The sequence below is a fragment of the Pseudoduganella aquatica genome, assembly GCF_009857595.1.
Lineage (GTDB): Bacteria > Pseudomonadota > Gammaproteobacteria > Burkholderiales > Burkholderiaceae_D > Rugamonas > Rugamonas aquatica_A.
This window is the reverse complement of record NZ_WWCU01000005.1, coordinates 166,917-189,791: the sequence shown is the minus strand read 5'-3', so window position 1 is coordinate 189,791 and position 22,875 is coordinate 166,917. Positions and strand designations below refer to the sequence as shown.

Below are 22,875 nucleotides of genomic sequence, written 5' to 3'. Positions count from 1 at the left end.
TGAGCGATCACCGGACACTGTTGCCTAGTGCTACCTTGGGTTTCCGCGAGGAGACGCCAGGCGGATTGCCGGGCGGCGTTGCTGATGACAGTACTCCGCTACGTGGCGAGCTGTTCAGCGCGCAACAAATGGCGGCCCACGGCAAGCTGCTGGCCGCCACGCACGAACTGAGCACGCGCGGCGGTCCGGACCGGTTGCTGTCGCGCCTGGCCGAAAACGCCGAGGTCATAGCCCAGACCTGCGACGAGCTCACCGCCGCCGTCAAGCAGGCGCGCCAGATCACGCCGGCCTCCGAATGGCTGCTCGACAATTCCTACCTGATCGAAGAACAGATCCGCACGGCGCGCCGCCACTTGCCCAAGGACTACAGCAAAGAGCTGCCGCGCCTGGCCAAGGGCGCGCCGGACGGCACGCCGCGCGTGTACCAGATCGCGCTGGAAATCATCGCCCACGGCGACGGCCGCGTCGATCCGGAAAGCCTGTGCCGCTTTGTGGACGCCTACCAGGAAGTGGCCGCGCTCAAGCTGGGCGAACTGTGGGCCATCCCCATCATGCTGCGCCTGGCGCTGATCGAGAACCTGCGCCGCGTGGCAGCGCGCGTGGCCGAGAACCGCCTGCAGCGCGACCTGGCCAACACCTGGGCCGACCAGATGATGGACGTGGCCGACAAAAACCCCAGCGGCCTGATACTGCTGGTGGCCGACATGGCGCGCTCCAATCCGCCCATCACCAGCGGCTTCGTGGCCGAACTGGCGCGCCGCCTGCAAGGCCAGAGCGCCATGCTGACGCTGGCGCTGACCTGGGTCACGCAGCGCCTGGCCGAATCCGGCCAGACCATAGAACAGCAGATCCAGGCCGAGATCCAGCAGCAGGCCGCCGAGCAGCTCTCCATCGCCAACAGCATCGGCAGCCTGCGCTTCCTCGGCACCATGGACTGGCAGGAATTCGTCGAGACCATGAGCGCCGTCGAACAGACGCTGCGCCTGGACCCGGCCGACATCTACGGCGAAATGGACTTCGCCACGCGCGACCAGTACCGCCACGTGATCGAAAAGCTGGCGCGCTGCTCGCCGCACAGCGAACAGGAAATCGCCGTGATGGCGCTGCAGCTGGCCAGTGGGCGCAGCGGCAACGCGGACCCGCGCCAGGCCCACATCGGCTACTACCTGGTGGGCCGCGGCCTGCTGGCGCTTGAGCAGCAGGCCGGCGTGCGCCTGCCGCCGCTGGCCTCGCTCCAGCGCACCATGCGCGCCGCGCCGCTGGCGTCCTACCTGGGCGCGATAGGCGCCATCGCCGTGGTGGTGACCGGCCTGCTGGCCGAGCACGCGGGCAAGGTGGGTGTGAGCGGCTGGCCGCTGGCGCTGCTGGCCGTGCTGGCGCTGCTGTGCAGCAGCCAGCTGGCGCAGGCGCTGGTGAACTGGGCCGCGACCTTGCTCACGCGGCCGCATCCCTTGCCGCGCATGGACTACCGGCGCGGCATCCCGCCGGACGCGCGCGCGCTGGTGGTGGTGCCCACGCTCCTGTACAGCAAGGACAATGTGGAGCAGCTGTTCGAGCAGCTCGAGGTGCGCTTCCTTGCCAACCGCGACCACAACCTGCGCTTTTGCCTGCTGACCGATTTCGCCGACGCGAAAGAGGAAACGCAGCCCGGCGACGCCGCGCTGCTCGAGCAGGCGCAGCAAGCCATCGCCCGCCTCAACGCGCAGTACGCGGCCGGCGCGGACGCCACGCCGCGCGGCGCCGCTCCCAACGCCGGCCCGCAGGGCAATGCGGCGGCCGGGCCTTTCCTGCTGCTGCACAGGCCGCGCATGTGGAACGCGTCCGAGAACGCGTGGATGGGGCGCGAGCGCAAGCGCGGCAAGCTGGAGGACCTGAACCGCTTCCTGCGCGGCGGCGCGCGCGACCGCTTCTCGCTGGTGGCGGGCGATACCAGCGACCTGGAAAGCTTTAAATACGTCATCACGCTGGACACCGATACCCAGCTCCCGCGCGACGCCGCGCGCCTGTTCGTGGCCACCATGCAGCACCCCTTGAACCGCCCGCGCGTGGACCAGCAGCTCAGGCGCGTGACCGAGGGCTACGGCATTTTGCAGCCGCGCGTCACGGTCAGCCTGCCCAGCGAGCAAGCCTCGCGCTATGAAAAGCTGTGTGGCGGCGAGCCGGGCATTGACCCCTACACCCGCACCGTGTCCGACGTCTACCAGGACGTGTTCTACGAAGGCTCCTTCATCGGCAAGGGCATCTACGACGTGGACGTGTTCGAGCAGGTGCTGGGCGGACGCATGCCGGACAACCGCATCCTCAGCCACGACCTGCTGGAAGGCTGCTACCTGCGCGCCGGCCTGCTGAGCGACGCCCAGCTGTACGAGCAGTACCCGGCCCGCTACAGCGACGACATCAGCCGCCGCCAGCGCTGGGTGCGCGGCGACTGGCAGCTGCTGTCCTGGCTGGGCCGCAAGGTGCCGCTGCGCGGCAGCCAGCGCGAACGCAATCCGCTGTCCGCGCTGTCACGCTGGAAGCTGTTCGACAATCTGCGCCGCAGCCTGGTGGCGCCGGCGCTGACGCTGTCGCTGCTGCTGGCCTGGAGCACGCTGCCCGACCCGTGGTTCTGGACCCTGGCCGTGCTGGCCGTGATCTTCGTGCCGCCGCTGGCCAGCGCCCTGTACGACCTGCTGCACAAGCCGCGCGATACGCTGTGGACGCAGCACGTCAACGCCAGCGCGCGCCGCAGCGGCATGCAGTTCTCGCACGCGCTGCTCACGCTGGTCTTCCTGCCCTACGAAACCTGGTTCAGCGTGGACGCCATCGCGCGCACGCTGTGGCGCACGCTGGTGTCGAAACGCCGCCTGCTGCAATGGCGCGCCTCCACGCTGGCGCGCGAAGCGGGCCCCGATACGGCCAACGAAATGCCGGCGTACTGGCGCGCCATGGCCGCTTCGCCCGTGCTGGCGCTGGCCGCCGGCGCGGCGCTGGCCGTATGGCGCCCGTCCGCGCTCCCCGCCGCGCTGGTGCTGCTGGGCGCCTGGCTGGGCGCGCCAGCCGTGGCATGGTGGATCAGCCAGCCGCTGCGCCGCGAGCGGGCGGAGCTGAACGCCGCGCAGCACGGCTTCCTGCATCTGCTGGCGCGCAAGACCTGGGCCTATTTCGAGACTTTCGTCGGCCCCGCCGACAACTGGCTGCCGCCCGACAATATGCAGGAACATCCGGTCCAGGTGATTGCGCACCGCACCTCGCCCACCAATATCGGCATGGCGCTGCTGGCCAATCTGACCGCCCACGATTTCGGCTATATCTGCGGCGCGCAGCTGGTGGCGCGCACCGAGGGCACGCTGCACGCCATGAGCCAGATGGAGCGCCACCAGGGCCACTTCTACAACTGGTACGACACGCTCACCATGAAGCCGCTGTACCCGGTCTATATCTCGACGGTGGACAGCGGCAACCTGGCCGGCCATTTGCTCACCTTGCAGCAAGGCCTGCTGCAGCAGATAGATACGCCCATCGTGGCGCCGCAGATCGTGGACGGCATCTGCACCACCATCGAAGTGCTGGCCGAGGCGGCGCAGCTGGCCGCCGCCGGACCGGGCGCGCAGCCGGGAGCACCGCAGGGGGCGCAGCAGGGGACGCAACAAGAAGCGCCGGAAGCCCTGCTGCGCCTGGTGCGCCTGCAGCAGGACATTGCGCCGCTGCGCCCCATGTTCCCTGCCAATCTGCTGGAGCTGCATGCCTGGCTGAAGCAGGCCGCCGCCGCCAGCGCCGCCTACCAGCCAAGCGACGCCGCGCTGCAGATGTGGGCCGCCGCGCTGGCCGTGCAATGCCAGGCCGCGCTGGACGACTTGCTGCTGCTGGCGCCCTGGGTCGCATCGGGCGAAGTGTTCGAGGCCAGCCTGCTGCGCATTCCCACGCTGCGCGAACTGGCCGCCATGCCGCAAGGCGAGGAGCAGGCGCGCGCGCGCATCGCGGACCTGGAGCGCCTGGCGCGCCAGGCGCAGGAATTCGCGCAGATGGAATACGGCTTCCTGTACAACTCCACCACCAATCTGCTGGCCATCGGCTACAACGTCACCGAGCGCCGCCTGGACGCCAGCTATTACGACCTGCTGGCTTCCGAAGTGCGGCTGGCCAGCTTCGTCGCCATTGCGCAGGGCCAGCTGCCGCAGGAGCACTGGTTCGCGCTGGGCCGCCAGCTGTGCATGCTGGGCGCCAAGCCGGTGCTGCTGTCGTGGAGCGGCTCCATGTTCGAGTACCTGATGCCGCTGCTGGTGATGCCGAACTACCCCAGCACCTTGCTGGACCAGACCTACCATTCCGTGATCGGCGCGCAGATCGACTACGGCAAGCAGCGCAACGTGCCGTGGGGGATATCCGAGTCCGGCTACAACACGGTGGACGCGGCGCTGAACTACCAGTACCGCGCCTTCGGCGTGCCTGGCCTGGGCCTCAAGCGCGGCCTGGCGGACGACCTGGTGGTGGCGCCCTACGCCACCATGATGGGCCTGATGGTGAACCCGGAAGCGTCCTGCATCAATCTGCAGAAGATGGCCGCCCTGGGCTTCATGGGCCGCTACGGCTTCTACGAGGCGATCGACTACACGGCGGCGCGCCTGCCGCGCGGCCAGAGCCACGCGGTGGTGCGTTCCTTCATGGTGCACCACCAGGGCATGGGCCTGCTGTCGCTGAGCTATCTGCTGCACGACCGGCCCATGCAGCGCCGCTTCGAGGCCGACCCGCTGCTGCAGTCGGCGCTGCTGGTGCTGCAGGAGCGCAGCCCGCAGGCGGGCGCCTTCTACTCCAACACCGCCGAGCAGGCCGCCATCCGCAGCGACGCGGCCGAGCAGTCCATGCCGATGCGCATCCTGAACCAGCCCAGCGCGCCGGTGCCGGAAATCCAGCTGCTATCGAACGGGCGCTACCACGTCATGGTGACGGGCGCCGGCGGCAGCTACAGCCGCTGGAAAGACCTGTCCGTGACCCGCTGGCGCGAGGACAGCACGCGCGACAACTGGGGCAGCTTCTGCTACGTGCGCGACCTGGACGACGCCACCTACTGGTCCACCACCTACCAGCCCACGCTGGTTGAGCCGCGCAAATACGAGGTGATCTTCTCCGAGGGCCGCGCCGAGTTCCGGCGCAGCGACCGCGAGCTGGAGCTGTACACGGAAATCGTGGTCTCGCCGGAGGACGACATTGAAATGCGGCGCACCCGCATCACCAACAAATCGGATCGCCGCCGCACCATCGAAGTGACCAGCTTTGCCGAGGTGGTCATGGCGCCGGCGGCGGCCGACGCGGCGCACCCGGCCTTCTCCAAGCTGTTCGTGCAGACCGAGATCCTGCCGCAGGAAACGGCCATCCTGTGCACGCGCCGTCCGCGCGGCAAGGGCGAGCACATGCCGTATATGCTGCACCTGATGACGCTGCACGACGCGGCCATCAGCAACGTCTCCTATGAAACCGACCGCGCGCGCTTCATCGGGCGCGGCAACACCGCCGCCTCGCCGCGCGCGCTGCGCGAGCCCGGCCCGCTGGGCGGCGCCGAAGGCTCGGTGCTGGACCCCATCGTGGCTATCCGCTACCAGATCGTGCTGGAACCGGACGAATCGGCCACGGTCGATATCGTCACCGGCATGACGGACACGCGCGAGTCGGCGCTGCACCTGATCGACAAATACCAGGACCGCCACCTGGCCGACCGCGTGTTCGAACTGGCCTGGACCCACAGCCAGGTGGTGCTGCGTCAGCTCAACGCCAGCGAGACGGACGCCCAGCTGTACGGCCGCCTGGCCAGCCATGTGATCTACCCGAACGCCACCCTGCGCGCCGACGCCGGCATCCTGAGCAAGAACCAGCGCGGCCAGTCCGGCCTGTGGGCCTACGCCATTTCGGGCGACCTGCCCATCGTGCTGCTGCAGATACGCGACCCGGCCAATATCGAGCTGGCGCGGCAGATGGTGCAGGCGCACGCCTACTGGCGCCTGAAAGGGCTGGTGGTGGACCTGGTGATCTGGTGCGAAGACCTGTCCGGCTACCGCCAGGCCTTGCAGGACCAGATCATGGGCCTGATCGCCTCCGGCATCGACGCCCAGGCCATCGACCGCCCCGGCGGCATCTTCGTGCGCGTGGGCGAGCAGATCGCGCCGGAAGACCGCATCCTGCTGCAGTCGGTGGCGCGCGCCGTCATCAGCGACGACCGCGGCACGCTGGCCGAGCAGCTCAAGCGGCCCGGCCCGGCGCCGCTGCGCATGCCGCAGCTGCAGGCGGACCCGCGCGGCGAATACGAGGAGGCCGCGCCCCATCTGCAAACCCCGGCCACGCAAGGCCTGCAGCTGGCCAACGGCATCGGCGGCTTCTCGGCCGACGGCAGCGAATACGTGATCGTCACCAGCGAGGGCCAGCGCACGCCGGCGCCGTGGTCCAATGTGCTGGCCAATCCGCAGTTCGGCAGCGTGATTTCCGAAAGCGGCCAGGCCTACACGTGGCAGGAGAACGCGCACGAGTTCCGCCTCACGCCCTGGCACAACGACCCGGTGTCGGACGGCAGCGGCGAGGCCTTCTATCTGCGCGACGAGCAGAGCGGCCATTTCTGGTCGCCCACCGCCTTGCCCGCGCGCGGCAGCGGCGACTACGTCACCCGCCACGGCTTCGGCTACAGCGTGTTCGAGCACACCGAGTCCGGCATCGCCAGCGAGCTGACCACCTACGTGGCGCTGGACGCGCCGCTGCGCTACACCGTGCTCAAGATACGCAACGACTCGCAGGCGCCGCGCCGCCTGTCGGCCACCGGCTATGTGGAATGGGTGCTGGGCGATATGCGCTCCAAGTCCGGCATGCACATCATCACCGAGGTCGACCCCATCAGCGGCGCGCTGTTTGCGCGCAATCCCTACAACACCGAGTTCTCCGGCCGCGTGGCCTTCTTCAATGCGGACGCCACCACCCGTTCGATCACGGCGGACCGCACCGAATTCCTGGGCCGCAACGGCAGCCTGGCCAGCCCGCAGGCGCTGCGGCGCGTGCGCCTGTCCGGCAAGGTCGGCAGCGCGCTCGATTCCTGCGCCGCCATCCAGGTGCCGTTCGAGCTGATGCCGGGCCAGGAACGCGAGATCGTCTTCCTGCTGGGCCTGGGCGGACGCCGCAACGCCGACGCCTCCAGCCTGGTGCAGAAGCATGGCGGCCAGGCCGCCGCGCGCGAGGCGCTCGCCGCCGTGCGCGCGCACTGGGACCGCACGCTGGGCGCGGTGCAGATCGCCACGCCGGAGCCGGAGCTGGACGTGATCGCCAACGGCTGGCTGATGTACCAGACCATCGCCTGCCGCATGTGGGCGCGCAGCGGCTACTACCAGTCCGGCGGCGCCTTCGGCTTCCGCGACCAGCTGCAGGACGCCATGGCCATGGTGCACACCGAGCCGAAGCTGCTGCGCGACCATATCGTGCTGTGCTGCGCGCACCAGTTCGTGGAAGGCGACGTGCAGCACTGGTGGCATCCGCCGTCGGACCGGGGCGTGCGCACGCACTGCTCGGACGACTACCTGTGGCTGCCGCTGGCCGTGGCGCGCTACGTGGCCAGCACCGGCGACCTGACGGTGCTGGACGAAGTGGTCCACTTCCTGGAAGGCCGCCTGGTCAAGCCGGAGGAGGACTCCTACTACGACATGCCCACGCGTTCAGCCGTCACCGGCAGCGTGTACGAGCATTGCGTGCGGGCCATCCGCAACGGGCTGCGCTTCGGCGCGCACGGCCTGCCGCTGATCGGCTCCTGCGACTGGAACGACGGCATGGACAAGGTGGGCGAGGAGGGCAGGGGCGAGAGCGTGTGGCTGGCCTTCTTCATGTACGACGTGCTGACGCGCTACGCCGTGGTGGCCGAGCGCCGCCATGACGACGCCTTCGCCGCCGAATGCCGGGAGGAGGCGCGCAAGCTGTCCGCCAATGTGGAGCAGAACGCGTGGGACGGCGAGTGGTACCGCCGCGCCTATTTCGACGACGGCACCCCGCTCGGTTCGCGCGAGAACGAGGAATGCCAGATCGATTCCATCTCGCAGAGCTGGGGCGTGCTGTCCGGCGCGGCGGCCAAGGAGCGCGTGCACGGCGCCATGCTGCAGGTGGACCAGCGCCTGGTGCGGCGCGACTTCGGCCTGATCCAGCTGCTCGATCCGCCGTTCGACAAGGCCGACCTGAATCCGGGCTACATCCGGGGCTATGTGCCGGGCGTGCGCGAGAACGGCGGCCAGTACACGCACGCCGCCATCTGGACCGTGATGGCGTTTGCCCAGATGGGCGACGTGGAGAAAGCCTGGGCGCTGATGCGCATGATTAACCCGGTGAGCCACGGCGCCACGGCGGAAAGCTGCGCGGTGTACAAGGTGGAACCCTACGTGGTGACGGCGGACGTGTACGCCGTGTCGCCGCACGTGGGGCGGGGCGGATGGAGCTGGTACACCGGCTCGTCGGGCTGGATGTACCGCCTGATACTGGAGTCGCTGCTCGGCCTCACGCGCACGGCGGACAAGCTCACGCTGGCGCCGCGCATCCCGGCCGCGTGGCCGGGCTATACGCTCAGCTACCGTTACGGCGCCAGCGTCTACACCATCGCGATCAAGCGCGAAGGCCCGCCCGGCGTGACGGTGGACGGCGTTGCGCAGACCGGCGCCGAAATCCAGCTTGTGGATGACGGCCGGCCGCACGCCGTCACGCTGGGCTTGGCGGGTTACGGCTCCGCCTAACCCGCCCTACGGACTCCGCCTCATCGGGCTGCTGGAACATGCGTAGGGCGGGTTAGGCGGCACGCCGTAACCCGCCAAGAGCCGCCTCAGACGCCGAACGACGAACCCGCGCCCAGCAGCGTCGCAATGCCGATCGCCGCGAAGATGGCGGCGGCAACGCCGTGCACCAGCTTGAGCGGTATCTTGGCGGCCACGCTCTTGCCCAGGTAGACCGCCGGCACATTGGCCAGCATCATGCCGAAGGTGGTGCCCGCGACGACGGCCAGCAGGCTGTCGAAGCGCGCCGCCAGCGCCACGGTGGCGATCTGCGTCTTGTCGCCCATTTCGGCCAGGAAGAAGGCGATCACGGTGGTGACGAACACGCCGTACTTGGCGGCCGGCTGCTCGTCCTCGTCGATTTCGTCCGGCACGAGTATCCACGCCGCCATGGCCAGGAAGGACAAGCCCAGCACCCAGCGCAGCACGTCCGGTCCCAGCAGGCCGGTGATCCAGCTGCCGACCGCGCCGGCAAAAGCATGGTTGGCCACGGTGGCCGTGAAAATGCCCAGCACGATAGGTATCGGGCGGCGGAATTGCGCGGCGAGACAGAATGCGAGCAGCTGGGTTTTATCGCCGATTTCAGCGAGGGCAACGATGCCGGTAGAAAGGAGGAAAGCTTCCATGGGATGAGGTCTTCAGGGCCGGACGTTAACCAAAGATCCAGGGGCAGCTCCGGCCCATAGCGGCCGCCCCTCGATCGATAGTCTCGTCAAGCTGCGCGGCGCGTGCATGCTGCACGTGCTGCGGCCATCTGCACCACGGCCTGCGGGCCGATTATGTTGACGCAGATTCTTCCGGCGGGACCGGAAGCCGACTACTCCCTAAAGTTCAGCCGGCATTATAGCACTGCTTGCCTCCAGCCCTTTATGCTATTCTGCTCCGCGCCCTTTCTTAACCAAAGAAGACTATGCCCAACCATACCCCCCTGCGCCTGTTGCTGTGCGCGCTGCTGGCACAAAGCGGAACCGCCGCGCTGGCGCAAGATCCGCTCAGCTACGCCCGCTACGACCAGGTCCGTACCACGGACCTGCACCTGGACCTGAAAGCGGATTTCAGCCGTAAAACCCTGAGCGGCTACGCCGAGCTGACGCTGGACTGGCTCGACAAGTCGGCCCGTTCGCTGGTGCTCGATACGCGCCAGCTCAGCATCGCCAAGGTGCAGATGCTGCAGCCGAACGGCCGCTGGAGCGCCGCCTCCTACATGATGGACAAGCCGGACGCCGAAAAAGGCCAGGCCCTGCGCATCGCGCTGGCCAGCCAGCCGAAGAAAGTGCGCGTCTACTACCGCACCGCGCCCACCGCGTCCGCGCTGCAGTGGATGACGCCGCAGCAGACCATGTCCGGCAAGCGTCCCTTCATGTTCAGCCAGTCCGAAACCATCGACGCGCGCTCCTGGGCGCCGGTGCAGGACACCCCCGCCGTGCGCTTCACCTACAGCGCCCGCGTGGACGCCCCGTCCGGCCTGCGCGTGGTGATGAGCGCCGAGAACGACCAGAAGGCCACCGGCCAGGGCGGCTGGAAATTCAAGATGCCGCAGCCGGTGCCGTCCTACCTGCTGGCCATCGCCATCGGCGAAATCGAAGTGCGCAACCTGGGTCCGCGCACCGCCGTGTACGCCGAGCCGGCCCGCATCGCCGCCGCCGCCTACGAGCTGGCCGACACCGAGAAAATGATAGACGCGGCCGAATCGCTGTACGGCCCCTATCGCTGGGGGCGCTACGACATGATCGTGCTGCCGCCGTCCTTCCCCATCGGCGGCATGGAAAACCCGCGCATGACCTTCCTCACGCCCACCATGATCGCGGGCGACCGCAGCTTGGTGGACCTGATCGCGCACGAACTGGCGCACTCCTGGTCCGGCAACCTGGTCACCAACGCCTCGTGGAAGCACTGGTGGCTCAACGAAGGCTTCACCACCTATGTCACCACCCGCATCGTGGAAAGCCTGTACGGCGCAGAAGTGGCGCAGATGGGCTTGCAGCTGGAGCAGGAAGAACTGTACGCCTCGCTGAAGGACATCCCGCCGGCCAAGCAGGCCCTGGTCACGCGCGATCCGGACACGGGTTCCGCCACCTACACCGACGAAGGCCTGGCCTATCCGAAAGGCGCCTGGCTGCTGCACACGCTGGAGCAGCGCGCAGGCCGCGCCGTGTTCGATCCCTTCCTGCGCGGCTGGTTCGACCAGCACGCCTTCCAGTCCGCCACCACCGAGCAGTTCGTGAACTACCTGCAGAAAAACCTGCTGGCCGAGCACCCCGAGGTGATGTCGCAGGCCGAGCTGGAAGAATGGCTGCACGGCGCCGGCGTGCCCGCCAGCGCGAAGCACGCATCCTCGCCGCGTTTGGCGGGACTGGACGCGCAGCGGGACGCCTGGCTGAAAGGCGAGCTGCCCACCACCAGCCTGGCCACCAAGAACTGGATCGCCCTCGAGTGGATGCACTTCCTGAACGATATCGACGGCAAGGCCAGCGCCGCGCAGCTCAAGGAACTGGACCAGGCGTTCGGCCTGGCCAAGACCGGCAACAACGAAGTGGCGTTCCGCTTCTACCTGGCGTCGGTGAAGGCCGGCTACGACGTGCGCGCGCCGCTCAACACCTTCCTGATGAGCGTGGGCCGCAAGAAGTTCGTGGTGCCGCTGTACACCGCGCTGCTGAAGAACCCGGCGGAGCGCGACTGGGCGCTGGCCTTGTACAAGCAAGCCCGCCCGCGCTACCACCCGGACACCCAGAAGGCAGTCGACAAGCTGCAGGAGAAAAGATGAAAGTAGTGCACACCAAACTGGCCACCGCACTGGCCTTCGCGTTTTCCGCCAGCGTCGCTTTCAGCGGCGCGGCTTGGGCTGTAGGCGAGTCCACCCCGGCCGCCGCCGCTACTGCGGCCTCTCCGCTGGCGCCTTTCGATCTCGACGCGGACGTGAACCGCGTGCTGAAAACCTTCGACGTGCCCGGCATCGCCATCGCCATCGTCAAGGACGGCAAGGTCATCGCCGCCAAGGGCTACGGCGTGCGCAAGCTGGGCGACCCGGCGCCGGTCACCGGCCGCACGCTGTTCGAAGTGGCGTCCAACTCCAAGGCCTTCACCGCGGCCGCGCTGGCCATGCTGGTGGACGAGGGCAAGCTGAAATGGGACGACCCGGTCACCAAGCACCTGCCCGGTTTCCAGATGTACGACTCCTACGTCACCGGCGCCATGACGGTGCGCGACCTGCTCACCCACCGCAGCGGCCTGGGACTGGGCGCGGGCGACCTGATGTGGTGGCCCACTTCCAATTTCACCAGCGACGAGATCATCGAGCGCCTGCGCTACATCAAGCCCGCCACCAGCTTCCGCAACAGCTACGCCTACGACAACCTGCTCTACATCGTGGCCGGCAAAATCATTGCGGACAAGGCCGGCAAGCCCTGGGGCGACGCCGTGCGCGAGCGCATCCTCGCGCCGCTGGGCATGGACGGCACCACCACCAGCGTGGCCGCCATGCTGAAGACGGCCGACTACTCGGCCCCGCACAGCAAGGTGGGCGAAACCACCACCGTGGTCAAGCCCATGCCGGTGGAGAACGCCATCGGCGCGGTGGGCATCAACACCAGCGCCGAGGACATCGCGCGCTGGATGAATATGCTGCTGGCCGGCGGCAAAACGCCGGACGGCAAGCAGCTCATCAGCGACAAGCAGCTGCGCGAAATGTGGACCGCGCAAACGCCGATGAAGATCAGCGAACCCAAGCCGCCGCTGGCCGCCACCAGGCCCAACTTCGCCGCCTATGGCCTGGGCTTCCAGCTGCGCGACTACCGCGGCCGCAAGATCGCCCTGCACGGCGGCGCGCTGCAAGGCTTCTACTCGCGCGTGCTGATGGTGCCGGAGGAAAAACTGGGCATCGCCATCTTCACCAACGCCGAGAACAGCGGTTCGATGACCGCGCTGCAATGGCGCTTGCTGGACCAGTACATGAACGTGCCCGCCAGCGACTGGATCGGCATCGTGTCGGCGGACGAGCAGGCCAAGCACAAGGAAGAGTTGGCGAAAGTGGGCACGGCATCGTCCGCGCGCGCCGCCAAGTCGCAGCCCTCACTGGCCCTGGCCGCCTATGAAGGCGAATACCAGGACGCGTGGTACGGCGCGGTCACCATCCAGCGCGAAGGCGGGAAGCAGGTCATGCGCTTCGTGAAGACGCCGGACCTGGTGGGAGACCTGGAGCACTTCCAGCACGACACCTTCATCGTCCGCTGGCGCCAGCGCAACTTCAACGCGGACGCCTACGTCAGCTTCGCGCTGAACCCGGACGGCAGCATCGAGCGCATGAAGATGAAGCCGGTCTCCGCCGAAACCGACTTCAGCTACGACTTCCAGGACCTCAATCTGGTCCCGGTTCCCCCACCGAAAAAATAGCATGCGTAGGGCGGGTTAGGCGAAGCCGTAACCCGCCGCACTACGGCAGCTGCAGCTCAAACACACGGCGCTTGTGCGCCGTGATCTCCGCCATGCCGCGCTGGAAGGCGGGGATGCTGTTGAACAGCCGGTCAAAGCTGCCATCCTTCTGCGCCATGCGCAGCCCGCGTTCAATGCGCGCGGCCAGCTCCGGCCGGCTGCGGCTGACGAAGAAATAGAAGGGCACCCGGTAATGCAGGAAAATGGTGGACTCCACCTGCAGGCCCTCGCCCTGGTGCAGCTCCATCTCCGCCCACGCTTCCTGCACGCCGCGCGGCATGTAGTCGAAGCGCTTCACGCGCAGCATGGGGAACAGGTATTCATAGCCGCCCGAGGTTTCCACCGGCAGGCCGTTAAAGCGCAGCACATCGGCCGACGGCCAGTTCGCGCCCGCGCCGGCCTTCAGCTTGCGCAGGTCGTCCAGCGTGCGCACCGCCGCGAAGCGGGCCGCGTCCCCGCTGCGTATCAGGAAGACCCGGTAGTCGTTCAGTTCCTTGAGCAGCGAGATGCGCACCGGCAGCAGCTCGGCTTCGCGCTGGCGGTTGGCGCCGTCCCACATCACGTTGATCACGCCATTGTTTTTCAGCTCGATATTGCGCCGCAAACTGGTCAGCTCGTTCTCGTAGTAGGCCAGTTCATAGGGGCCGTCGCTGGCCACGGTCTTGTCCAGCGCGAGGCGCAGCAGGCGCGGGAAATAGGCGGCGTGCTCCCTGGCGCTGGCGGAGATGGCGGGCAGCACGAAACGCTGCGCCTTCTGTGCGGCCGCATGGGCCTGCGGCGCAAGGCAGCAGGCCAGCAGCACGATGCGGAAAAAATAAAACTTGATCATCACGCCGCTATAGTAGCGCATGGCGGCGCGATGCTGCCCTGGCTGCTTCAGTCCTTGCCGTCGCCGCCGATAAAGCGGTACACCAGCGCGCCCAGCACCGCGCCGGCGATAGGCGCCAGCCAGAACAGCCACAGCTGCGCCACGGCCCAGTCGCCCACATACAGCGCCACGCCGGTGCTGCGCGCCGGGTTCACCGAGGTGTTGGTGACAGGGATGCTGATCAGGTGGATCAGGGTCAGCGCCAGGCCGATAGGCAGCGGCGCAAAGCCGGCCGGCGCGCGGCGGTCGGTGGCGCCCAGGATCACGATCAGGAACATCATCGTCATCACCACCTCGGTCACCAGCGCGGCCGTGAGCGTGTAGCCGCCCGGCGAATGCTCGCCGTAGCCGTTCGACGCCAGCCCGCCGGCCAGGCTGAAGCCGGCCTTGCCGCTGGCGATCAGGTAGAGCACGCCGCCGGCGGCGATGCCGCCCAGCACCTGCGCCACGATGTAGGGCAGCAGCTTGCTGGCGGGGAAGCGGCCGCCGGCCCACAGGCCGATCGAGACCGCCGGATTCAGATGGCAGCCGGACACATGGCCGATGGCATAGGCCATCGTCAGCACCGTCAGGCCGAAGGCCAGCGACACGCCCAGCAGGCCGATGCCGACGCCCGGAAACGCCGCCGCCAGCACCGCGCTGCCGCAGCCGCCCAACACCAGCCAGAAGGTTCCTACAAATTCCGCGCCATATGCTTTCATGAATACCCCTTTGATGGTTACTAAAAGTGCAATGTAAACCGCTGTGGCGGAAATGTCCATTGTTTGGAAGTACACTGGTTGCCACCCCGGTAGCCGTGCGAGAATTGGCGCAGGAGGAGGGTGTGATGAGGCGGATTTTTGCAGCAGTGGCGATCGTGTGCGCGGCAGCGGCGGCGGCGCACGCCGGGAACATGCAAATCCTGACTGCCGACATTCCGCCCATGGCCTTTATGAAGGACGGCCGCGTCACCGGCTACTGCGTGGACATCGTGCGCGAAATCCAGCGCCGCATCGGCAGCGGCACGGAGATCGAACTGCAGCCGTGGGCGCGCGCCTATCGCTCCGCGCTGGAGGGCGAGAACGTGCTGCTGGTCTGCCCCAAGCGCACGCCGGACCGCGAAGCCAGGTTCAAATGGGTGGGGCCGCTGTTCACTTCGCAGACCAATTTCTATGCGCGTCCCGCCGACCACGTGCGCATCCGTTCGCTGGAGGACGCGAAGAAGCTCAGCGGCGTGCTGGCGCCGCGCGATTTCTATTCCTATCAATACCTGAGCGATGCGGGCTTCACGAACCTGGAGCCGACCAACAACACGCTGACCATGCTGCGCATGCTGCTGGGCGGACGGCGCCCGGTGATGGTGCTGGACCACCGGCAGCTGCAGCCCTTGCTGGAGGAGGCCGGCGCGCACCCGGAGCAGGTGGAGATGGTGTACACCGCCTTCACCATAGGCAGCTACCTGAGCTTCCCCAGGCAGGCGCCGGCGGAGCTGGTGGCGCAGTGGCAGCGCGCGCTCGACAAGATGAAACAGGACGGCGCTTTCGCGCGCATCTACCGGCAGTGGTACCAGGAGGCGCCACCGCCGGATGTGATGAAGTGATTAGGGCTTGACGAACTTGAGCGTCATGCGGTCGCTCTCGCCGATGGCCTGGTACTTGGCGCGGTCCTTGTCCTTGTTGGTGTAGGTCGGCGGCAGCGCCCATACGCCGCCTTCATGGTCGGCCTTGTCCTTGGGGTTGGCGTTGATTTCCGACCTGGCCGCCAGCTTGAAGCCCGCGCTCTCGGCCAGCTTGATCACATAGGCTTCATGCACATAGCCCGAGCTGGCCTTGGCGTCCTGCGCCACGCCGGCAGGCAGGCGGTGCTCCACCACGCCGAACACGCCGCCCGGCTTCAGGCTGTCGTACACGCTGGCGAACAGCGCCTTCAGGCTGGCGTCGCCGTTGCCTATCCAGTTGTGGATGTTGCGGAAGGTGAGCACCATGTCCGCGCTGCCTTTAGGGGCGTAGCTGAAGACATTGTTGTTCGGCTCGAAAGCGCCCAGCACCACTTTGTCATACGAGGCCGGCACGGCGTTCAGCCTCTCCTGGAAGCGCACGGCGGCTTTGCGCACGTTCTCATTGGCCGAGGTGGGCGTATTGCCGGCGGCGATCAGCTTGCCGTCCTTGCGCAGATAGGGGCCGAGGATCTCGGTGTACCAGCCGCCGCCCGGCGCCAGCTCCACCACCGTCATGTTCGGCTTGATGCCGAAGAAGGTCAGCGTTTCGTAAGGATGGCGGGCGCCGTCGCGTTCCGCGTTGGCGGGCGTGCGCGCAGGGTTGGCGATGGCCGCCTTCAGGGCGTCGTCCGCCAGGGCCGGGGCGGCCAGGCCGCAGGCGAGCACGGCGCCCAGCACCAGCCGTCCAAAATTGAGTTGTTTCATGCATGTCTCCAGGTTGTTGACGACGCGTGGCGGTCGACTGCGCCGATCATCGGGGAACTCGCCAGCCGGGTCAAGCGGATTCGCTAGTGTCCGGCGCAGCAGGGGCGGACTGTTCGCGGACAGTTCGCGGACACTGCCCGGACACTGTCGCGGACACTCCGGACACCCGGCACTTGCCGTTCGCAAGCCAGGGCCGGGCAATGTCAAGCGGCCACGCGCAATATTTGCAATGGCATAAAACTTGCGTGCTGATGTGCTTTCCGGCGAAGGTTCTTTTGGAGAGATTATGGAACGACGTGCATTCCTCAATATCAGTGGTTTGGCCCTGGGCACCATGCTGCTGCCCGCGTATGGCAGGGCGATCGCAGCCGAAGAGCTGCTCAAGCCGGCGGACACCGCCTTCAAGAAAATGCTGGCCGATACCGCCATGACGGCCGCCACCCAGGCCGGCGCCAGCTACTGCGACGTGCGCGTGGGCCGCTACCTGAACCAGTTCCTCACCACGCGCGACCTGAACGTGGAGAACATCGTCAATACCGAATCTGCAGGCGTCGGCGTGCGCGTGATCGCGCACGGCGCCTACGGCTTTGCCGCCACCAGCGACGTGTCGCCGGACGGCGTGGCCGCCGCCGCGCGCCAGGCCGTGGCCATCGCCAAGGCCAACTCCCGCCTGCAAAGTGCGCCGCTGCAGCTGGCGCCGGTGGTGGGCGCGGGCACCGTATCCTGGGCCACGCCCTACAAGAAGGACTGGCGCGCCGTGCCGATCAAGGAAAAAGCGGAACTGCTCATCGCCGGCAACAAGGCCGGCCTGGACGCCGGCGCCAGCTTCATGCAGTCCCTGCTGTTCCAGGTGAACCAGCAGAAGTACTTCGCCTCCACCGACGGCTCCTATATCGACCAGGACGTGCACCGCCTGTGGGTGCCGTTCACCGCCACCGCCGTGGACAAGAACACCGGCAAATTCCGCTCGCGATCCGGCCTGTCGTCCCCGGTCGGCATGGGCTACGAATACCTGGACGCGCGCAAGGAAGACAAGTTCCAGGCCGCCGGCGGCGTGACCACGCTGTACCGCAACTCCTACGACCTGATCGAAGACGCGCGCAACGCCGGCAAGCAGGCCCGCGCCAAGCTCACCGCCAAGTCGGTCGAACCGGGCAAGTACGACCTGGTGCTCAGCCCCGAGCACCTGTGGCTCACCATCCATGAATCCGTGGGCCACCCGACGGAACTGGACCGCGTGCTGGGCTACGAGGCCAACTACGCCGGCACCAGCTTCGCCACGCTGGACAAGTGGCAGTCGAAGAAATTCAAGTACGGCTCCGACCTGGTCAACATCGTCGCCGACAAGACCACCCCGGGCTCGCTCGGCGCGGTGGCCTACGACGACGAAGGCGTGAAGTGCAAGCGCTGGGACATCATCAAGGACGGCGTGCTGGTGAACTACCAGGCCACGCGCGACCAGGCCCACATCATCGGCGAAAAGGAATCGCACGGCTGCTCGTATGCGGACAGCTGGAGCAGCGTGCAGTTCCAGCGCATGCCCAACGTCTCCCTGCAGGCGGGCAAGAAGCAGCTCACGCCGGACGAGATGGTGAAGGACGTGAAGAAGGGCATCTACATCGTCGGCGACGGCTCCTTCTCCATCGACCAGCAGCGCTACAACTTCCAGTTCGGCGGCCAGCTGTTCTACGAGATCAAGGACGGCAAGATCACCCAGCCGCTGGAGGACGTGGCCTATCAGTCCAACACCCAGGAGTTCTGGAACGCCTGCTCTGCCCTGTGCGATGAACGCGACTGGCGCATGGGCGGCTCCTTCTTCGACGGCAAGGGCCAGCCATCGCAGGTGTCCATCGTTTCGCACGGCGCCAGCACCACGCGCTTCAACGGCATCAACGTGATCAACACCGCCCGCAAGATCGGTTAAGGACAGGAAGACGACATGAAGATTTTGAGTCAGGAAGAAACCAAGCGCATTTGCGACAAAGTGCTGTCCCTGTCCCGGGGCGATGAATGCGAAGTGAAGGTCACCGGCGCCCGCACCGGCAATATCCGCTATGCGCGCAACGCCGTGTCCACCGCCGGCCTGGTGGAGGACAGCCAGCTGGCCGTGGCGGTCGCCTTCGGCAAGAAGCAGGGCGTTGCCACCATCAACGAGTTCGACGACAAGTCGCTGGAAAAAGCCGTGCGCCGCGCGGAAGACCTGGCGCGCCTGGCGCCGGACAATCCGGAGTTCATGCCCACGGTATCGAAGCAGGAGTACAAGGCCAGCAACACCTACAGCAAAAGCACGGCGGACATCGACCCCGACTTCCGCGCACAGGTGGCGGCCTACAGCATCGAGAACAGCCGCAAGAACAAGCTGCAGGCTGCGGGCTTCTTCACCGACAGCACCTCCTTCGAGGCGATTGCCAACTCCAAGGGCGTGTTTGGCCACCAGCAGGAAACCGGCGTGAACTTCACGCTCACCGTGCGCACCGAAGACGGACGCGGTTCGGGCTGGGTGCGCCGCGACGCGGGCGACGTGAACAAGTTCGACGCGCGCGAGGCGTCCGACGTGGCGATAGAAAAAGCGCTGCGCTCGGTGGACGCCAAGGCGCTCGAGCCGGGCCGCTACACCGTGATCCTGGAGCCGGCGGCGACCTCCGACCTGCTGGCCTATATGTTCGGCTCCCTCAGCGCGCGCAGCGCGGACGAAGGCCGCAGCTTCCTGTCCAAGAAGGGCGGCGCGAACCGCCTGGGCGACAAGCTGTTCGACGAGCAGGTCAACATCTGGACCGACCCGTGGGACAAGGACATCGCCGTCACGCCGTGGGACAACAACACCTACCTGGCGCGCGAGCGCATGGACATCGTCAAGAATGGCAAGGTCGCCGCGCTGGACTACTCGCGCTTCTGGGCGCAGAAGCAGGGCAAGCGCGCAGTCGGATCGCCGGGCAACTTCATCATGGCCGGCACCAACAAGGAAACGGCGGAGCTGATCGCCAACACCAAGAAGGGCGTGCTGGTCACGCGCACCTGGTACATCCGCATGGTGGACCCGCAATCGCTGCTGCTGACCGGCCTCACGCGCGACGGCACCTTCTACATCGAGAACGGCAAGATCAAGCACCCGATCAAGAACTTCCGTTTCAACGAAAGTCCGGTGACAATGCTGAACAATATTGAAGAAGTGGGCAAGCCGGTCATACTGGGCGGCGACGAATCGCCTTACAAAATGCTGATACCGGCGATGAAGGTACGTGACTTCAACTTCACGTCCCTGTCGGACGCCGTGTAAAGCCGGCGGGTTACGCTGCGCTAACCCGCCCTACGCGCCTGTGCGCCAACGGGTGCAAACAACGTAGGGCGGGTTAGCCGAAGGCGTAACCCGCCAAACAAGATGAACCAGGAGAGATTGTGGAACGACGTACATTTTTGAAAGTCAGCGCCATCACCGGCGGCACCTTGCTGGTGCCGGTGTTCGGCAATGCCATCGCGGCCGAGGAGCTGCTCAACCCCATGGCCGTGCAGTTCAAGAAATCGCTGGCCGACGCCGCGATGAACGCCGCCACCAAGGCCGGCGCCAGCTACTGCGATGTGCGCATCGGCCGCTACCTGAACCAGTTCATCACCACGCGCGACCTGAACGTGGAAAACATCGTCAACACCGAATCGAGCGGCGTGGGCGTGCGCGTGCTGGCCAACGGCGCCTACGGCTTCGTCTCCACCAACGTGATGACGCTGGACTCGGTGGCCGAAGCGGCGCGCCAGGCCGTGGCCATCGCCAAGGCCAACGCCCGCCTGCAGGCCGAACCGGTGCGCCTGGCGCCCGTCAAGGGCGTGGGCGAAGTGGCCTGGGCCACGCCGTTCCAGAAAGACTGGCGCACGGTGGCCATCAAGGACAAGGCCGACATGCTGATCGCCGCCAACAAGGCCGGCATGGACGCGGGCGCCAGCTTCATGCAGTCCACACTGTTCCAGGTGAACCAGCAGAAGTACTTCGCCTCCACCGACGGCTCCTATATCGACCAGGACATCCATCGCCTGTGGTCGCCGTTCACCGCCACCGCCGTGGACAAGGCCAGCGGCAAGTTCCGCACCCGCCAGGGCCTGTCCTCGCCGGCCGGCATGGGCTACGAATTCTTCGACGCCAAGCCGCAGCACAAGGTGCGCGCGCCGGGCGGCGTGACCACGCTGTACAAGGACGGCTACGACCTGATCGAGGACGCCCGCGCAGCCGGCAAGCAGGCGCGCGAAAAGCTCACCGCCAAGACCGTGGAGCCGGGCAAGTACGACCTGGTGCTCAGCCCCGAGCACCTGTTCCTGACCATCCACGAATCCGTCGGCCACGCCACGGAGCTGGACCGCGTGCTGGGCTACGAGGCCAACTACGCCGGCACCAGTTTCGCCACGCTGGACAAATGGCAGTCGAAGAAATTCAAGTACGGCTCCGACATCGTCAACTTCGTGGCGGACAAGACCGCGCCGGGCGCGCTGGCCACCGCCGGCTACGACGACGAAGGCGTGCAGTGCAAGCGCTGGGACATCATCAAGGACGGCATACTGGTGAACTACCAGGCCACGCGCGACCAGGCCCACATCATCGGCGAAAAAGAATCGCACGGCTGCTCGTATGCGGACAGCTGGAGCAGCGTGCAGTTCCAGCGCATGCCCAACGTCTCCCTGCAGGCGGGCAAGAAGCAGCTCACGCCGGACGAGATGGTGAAGGACGTGAAGAAGGGCATCTACATCGCCGGGCGCGGTTCCTTCTCGATCGACCAGCAGCGCTACAACTTCCAGTTCGGCGGCCAGCTGTACTACGAGATCAAGGACGGCAAGATCACCCAGCCGCTGGAGGACGTGGCCTACCAGTCCAACACCCAGGAATTCTGGAACGCGTGCTCCGCCATGTGCGACGAGCGCGACTGGCGCATGGGCGGCTCCTTCTTCGACGGCAAGGGCCAGCCATCGCAGGTCAGCGCCGTGTCGCACGGTTCGAGCACCACGCGCTTCAACGGCGTCAACGTTATCAACACCGCCCGCAAGATCGGCTAAGGAGTCACTGCAAGATGAAATTTCTGACCCAGGAAGAAGCAAAGCGCGTTTGCGACAAGACCATCGCCTACTCCAAGGCCGATGAGTGCCAGGTGAGCCTGAGCGGCAACCGCACCGGCAATATCCGCTACGCCAACAACGCCGTCTCCACCGCCGGCCTGACCGAAGACACGCAGCTCAACGTCAGCGTGGCCTTCGGCAAGCGCGTGGGCACCGTCACCATCAACGAGTTCGATGACAAGTCGCTGGAACGCGCCGTGCGCCGCGCCGAGGAAGTGGCGCGCCTGGCGCCGGAGAATCCGGAGTTCCTGTCCGCCGTGGGGCCGCAGCAGTACAAGGCCACGCCGACCTGGAACAAGCGCACCGCCGACATCGATCCGGAGTACCGCGCCGAAGTGGCGTTCCGCAGCATCGAAGCGGCGCGCAAGGCCAAGCTGCAGGCGGCCGGCTTCTTCGACGACCGCACGGCCTTCTCTGCGCACGCCAACTCCAAGGGCGTGTTCGGCTACCAGGAGCTGACCAATCTCGGCTTCACCGTCACCACCCGCACCGAAGACGGTCGCGGTTCCGGCTGGGCCAAGCGCTACGCCAACGACGCCGGCAAGTTCGACGCGCTGGAAGCGTCCAACATCGCCATCGAAAAAGCGGCGCGCTCGGTGGACGCCAAGGCGCTGGAGCCGGGCCGCTACACCGTGATCCTGGAGCCGGACGCAACCTCCGACATGCTGAGTTTCATGTTCGGCGCGCTGGACGCGCGCCAGGCGGACGAGGGCCGCAGCTACCTGTCGAAAAAGGGCGGCGGCAACCGCGTGGGCGAGAAGCTGTACGACGAACAGGTCAACGTCTGGGCCGACCCGTGGAATCCGGAAGTGCCGGTGCTGCCGTGGGACGGTTCGTCCATGCTGGCGCGCGAACGCGCGGACATCATCAAGAACGGCGTGGTGGCGGGCCTGGACTACACGCGCTTCTGGGCGCAGAAGCAGGGCAAGCGCGCCATCGGCCGCCACGGCAACATCATCATGTCCGGCGGCAGCAAGAGCACCGCGGAACTGATCGCCAGCACCAAGAAGGGGGTGCTGGTGACGCGCACCTGGTACATCCGCATGGTGGACCCACAGTCGCAGCTGCTGACGGGCCTTACCCGCGACGGCACTTTCTACATCGAGAACGGCAAGATCAAGCATCCGATCAAGAACTTCCGCTTCAACGAAAGTCCGGTCGCCATGCTCAACAACATCGAAGAACTGGGCAAGCCCACCGTGGTGGGCGGCGTCAACGCCGGGTTCCAGATGCTGCTGCCGGCCATGAAGGTGCGCGACTTCAACTTCACATCCTTGTCCGATGCTGTCTAAGCGCTTGGCGGGTTACGCTGCGCTAACCCGCCC

Annotated in this window: 12 protein-coding genes and 1 riboswitch; of the genes, 8 read left to right on the top strand and 4 right to left on the bottom strand. The window is 66.7% G+C overall.

The annotated features are described in order from the left end of the window. Window positions 1-128: 128 nt before the first annotated feature. Window positions 129-8,723: a glycoside hydrolase family 94 protein gene (locus tag GTP77_RS07165; RefSeq protein WP_161071477.1), complete on the top strand. Its 8,595-nt coding sequence runs from the start codon at window positions 129-131 to the stop codon at window positions 8,721-8,723. 86 nt (window positions 8,724-8,809) lie between these two features. Here GTP77_RS07165 and GTP77_RS07160 read toward each other — a convergent pair whose 3' ends face one another. Then, window positions 8,810-9,385, bottom strand: coding sequence for a TMEM165/GDT1 family protein (locus GTP77_RS07160; RefSeq protein ID WP_161071476.1), 576 nt, complete (start codon window positions 9,383-9,385; stop codon window positions 8,810-8,812). 61 nt (window positions 9,386-9,446) lie between these two features. Beyond that, a riboswitch (yybP-ykoY riboswitch) is annotated at window positions 9,447-9,584 on the bottom strand. 85 nt (window positions 9,585-9,669) lie between these two features. Here GTP77_RS07160 and GTP77_RS07155 point away from each other — a divergent pair. After that, complete coding sequence (locus tag GTP77_RS07155; protein ID WP_161071475.1) at window positions 9,670-11,523, top strand: M1 family metallopeptidase; 1,854 nt, start codon at window positions 9,670-9,672, stop codon at window positions 11,521-11,523. Next, window positions 11,520-13,148, top strand: coding sequence for a serine hydrolase (locus GTP77_RS07150; protein WP_161071474.1), 1,629 nt, complete (start codon window positions 11,520-11,522; stop codon window positions 13,146-13,148). The genes GTP77_RS07155 and GTP77_RS07150 overlap by 4 nt, the downstream gene beginning before the upstream one ends. Before the next feature lie 40 nt (window positions 13,149-13,188). Here the strand turns inward: GTP77_RS07150 and GTP77_RS07145 are convergent, their stop codons facing one another. Next, window positions 13,189-14,037 carry a transporter substrate-binding domain-containing protein gene (locus GTP77_RS07145; protein WP_161071473.1) on the bottom strand — a complete coding sequence of 283 codons (849 nt, stop codon included), beginning with the start codon at window positions 14,035-14,037 and terminating at the stop codon, window positions 13,189-13,191. Window positions 14,038-14,063: 26 nt separating this feature from the next. Next, window positions 14,064-14,756 (bottom strand): aquaporin Z, encoded by a 693-nt coding sequence (gene aqpZ, locus GTP77_RS07140; RefSeq protein ID WP_161071472.1) that lies wholly within the window; start codon window positions 14,754-14,756, stop codon window positions 14,064-14,066. A gap of 125 nt (window positions 14,757-14,881) precedes the next feature. Between aqpZ and GTP77_RS07135 the strand changes: the two genes are divergently transcribed. After that, a complete protein-coding gene (locus GTP77_RS07135) occupies window positions 14,882-15,634 on the top strand; it encodes a substrate-binding periplasmic protein (protein ID WP_161071471.1) in 753 nt (250 codons plus the stop codon). Here GTP77_RS07135 and GTP77_RS07130 read toward each other — a convergent pair whose 3' ends face one another. Continuing rightward, the gene (locus tag GTP77_RS07130) at window positions 15,635-16,456 is read right to left on the bottom strand and encodes a class I SAM-dependent methyltransferase (protein WP_161071470.1); all 822 of its coding nucleotides are present in this window, start codon (window positions 16,454-16,456) and stop codon (window positions 15,635-15,637) included. Between the two features lie 286 nt (window positions 16,457-16,742). Between GTP77_RS07130 and GTP77_RS07125 the strand changes: the two genes are divergently transcribed. The 4 genes from GTP77_RS07125 to GTP77_RS07110 all read left to right on the top strand — a co-directional run bounded on the left by GTP77_RS07125 (window position 16,743) and on the right by GTP77_RS07110 (window position 22,842). Then, window positions 16,743-18,380 carry a TldD/PmbA family protein gene (locus GTP77_RS07125; protein ID WP_161071469.1) on the top strand — a complete coding sequence of 546 codons (1,638 nt, stop codon included), beginning with the start codon at window positions 16,743-16,745 and terminating at the stop codon, window positions 18,378-18,380. Window positions 18,381-18,395: 15 nt separating this feature from the next. Next, window positions 18,396-19,733: a TldD/PmbA family protein gene (locus tag GTP77_RS07120; RefSeq protein WP_161071468.1), complete on the top strand. Its 1,338-nt coding sequence runs from the start codon at window positions 18,396-18,398 to the stop codon at window positions 19,731-19,733. A 119-nt stretch (window positions 19,734-19,852) separates the two neighbouring features. Beyond that, complete coding sequence (locus GTP77_RS07115) at window positions 19,853-21,490, top strand: TldD/PmbA family protein (RefSeq protein ID WP_161071467.1); 1,638 nt, start codon at window positions 19,853-19,855, stop codon at window positions 21,488-21,490. A 14-nt stretch (window positions 21,491-21,504) separates the two neighbouring features. Beyond that, window positions 21,505-22,842 carry a TldD/PmbA family protein gene (locus GTP77_RS07110; RefSeq protein WP_161071466.1) on the top strand — a complete coding sequence of 446 codons (1,338 nt, stop codon included), beginning with the start codon at window positions 21,505-21,507 and terminating at the stop codon, window positions 22,840-22,842. Window positions 22,843-22,875: the final 33 nt, after the last annotated feature.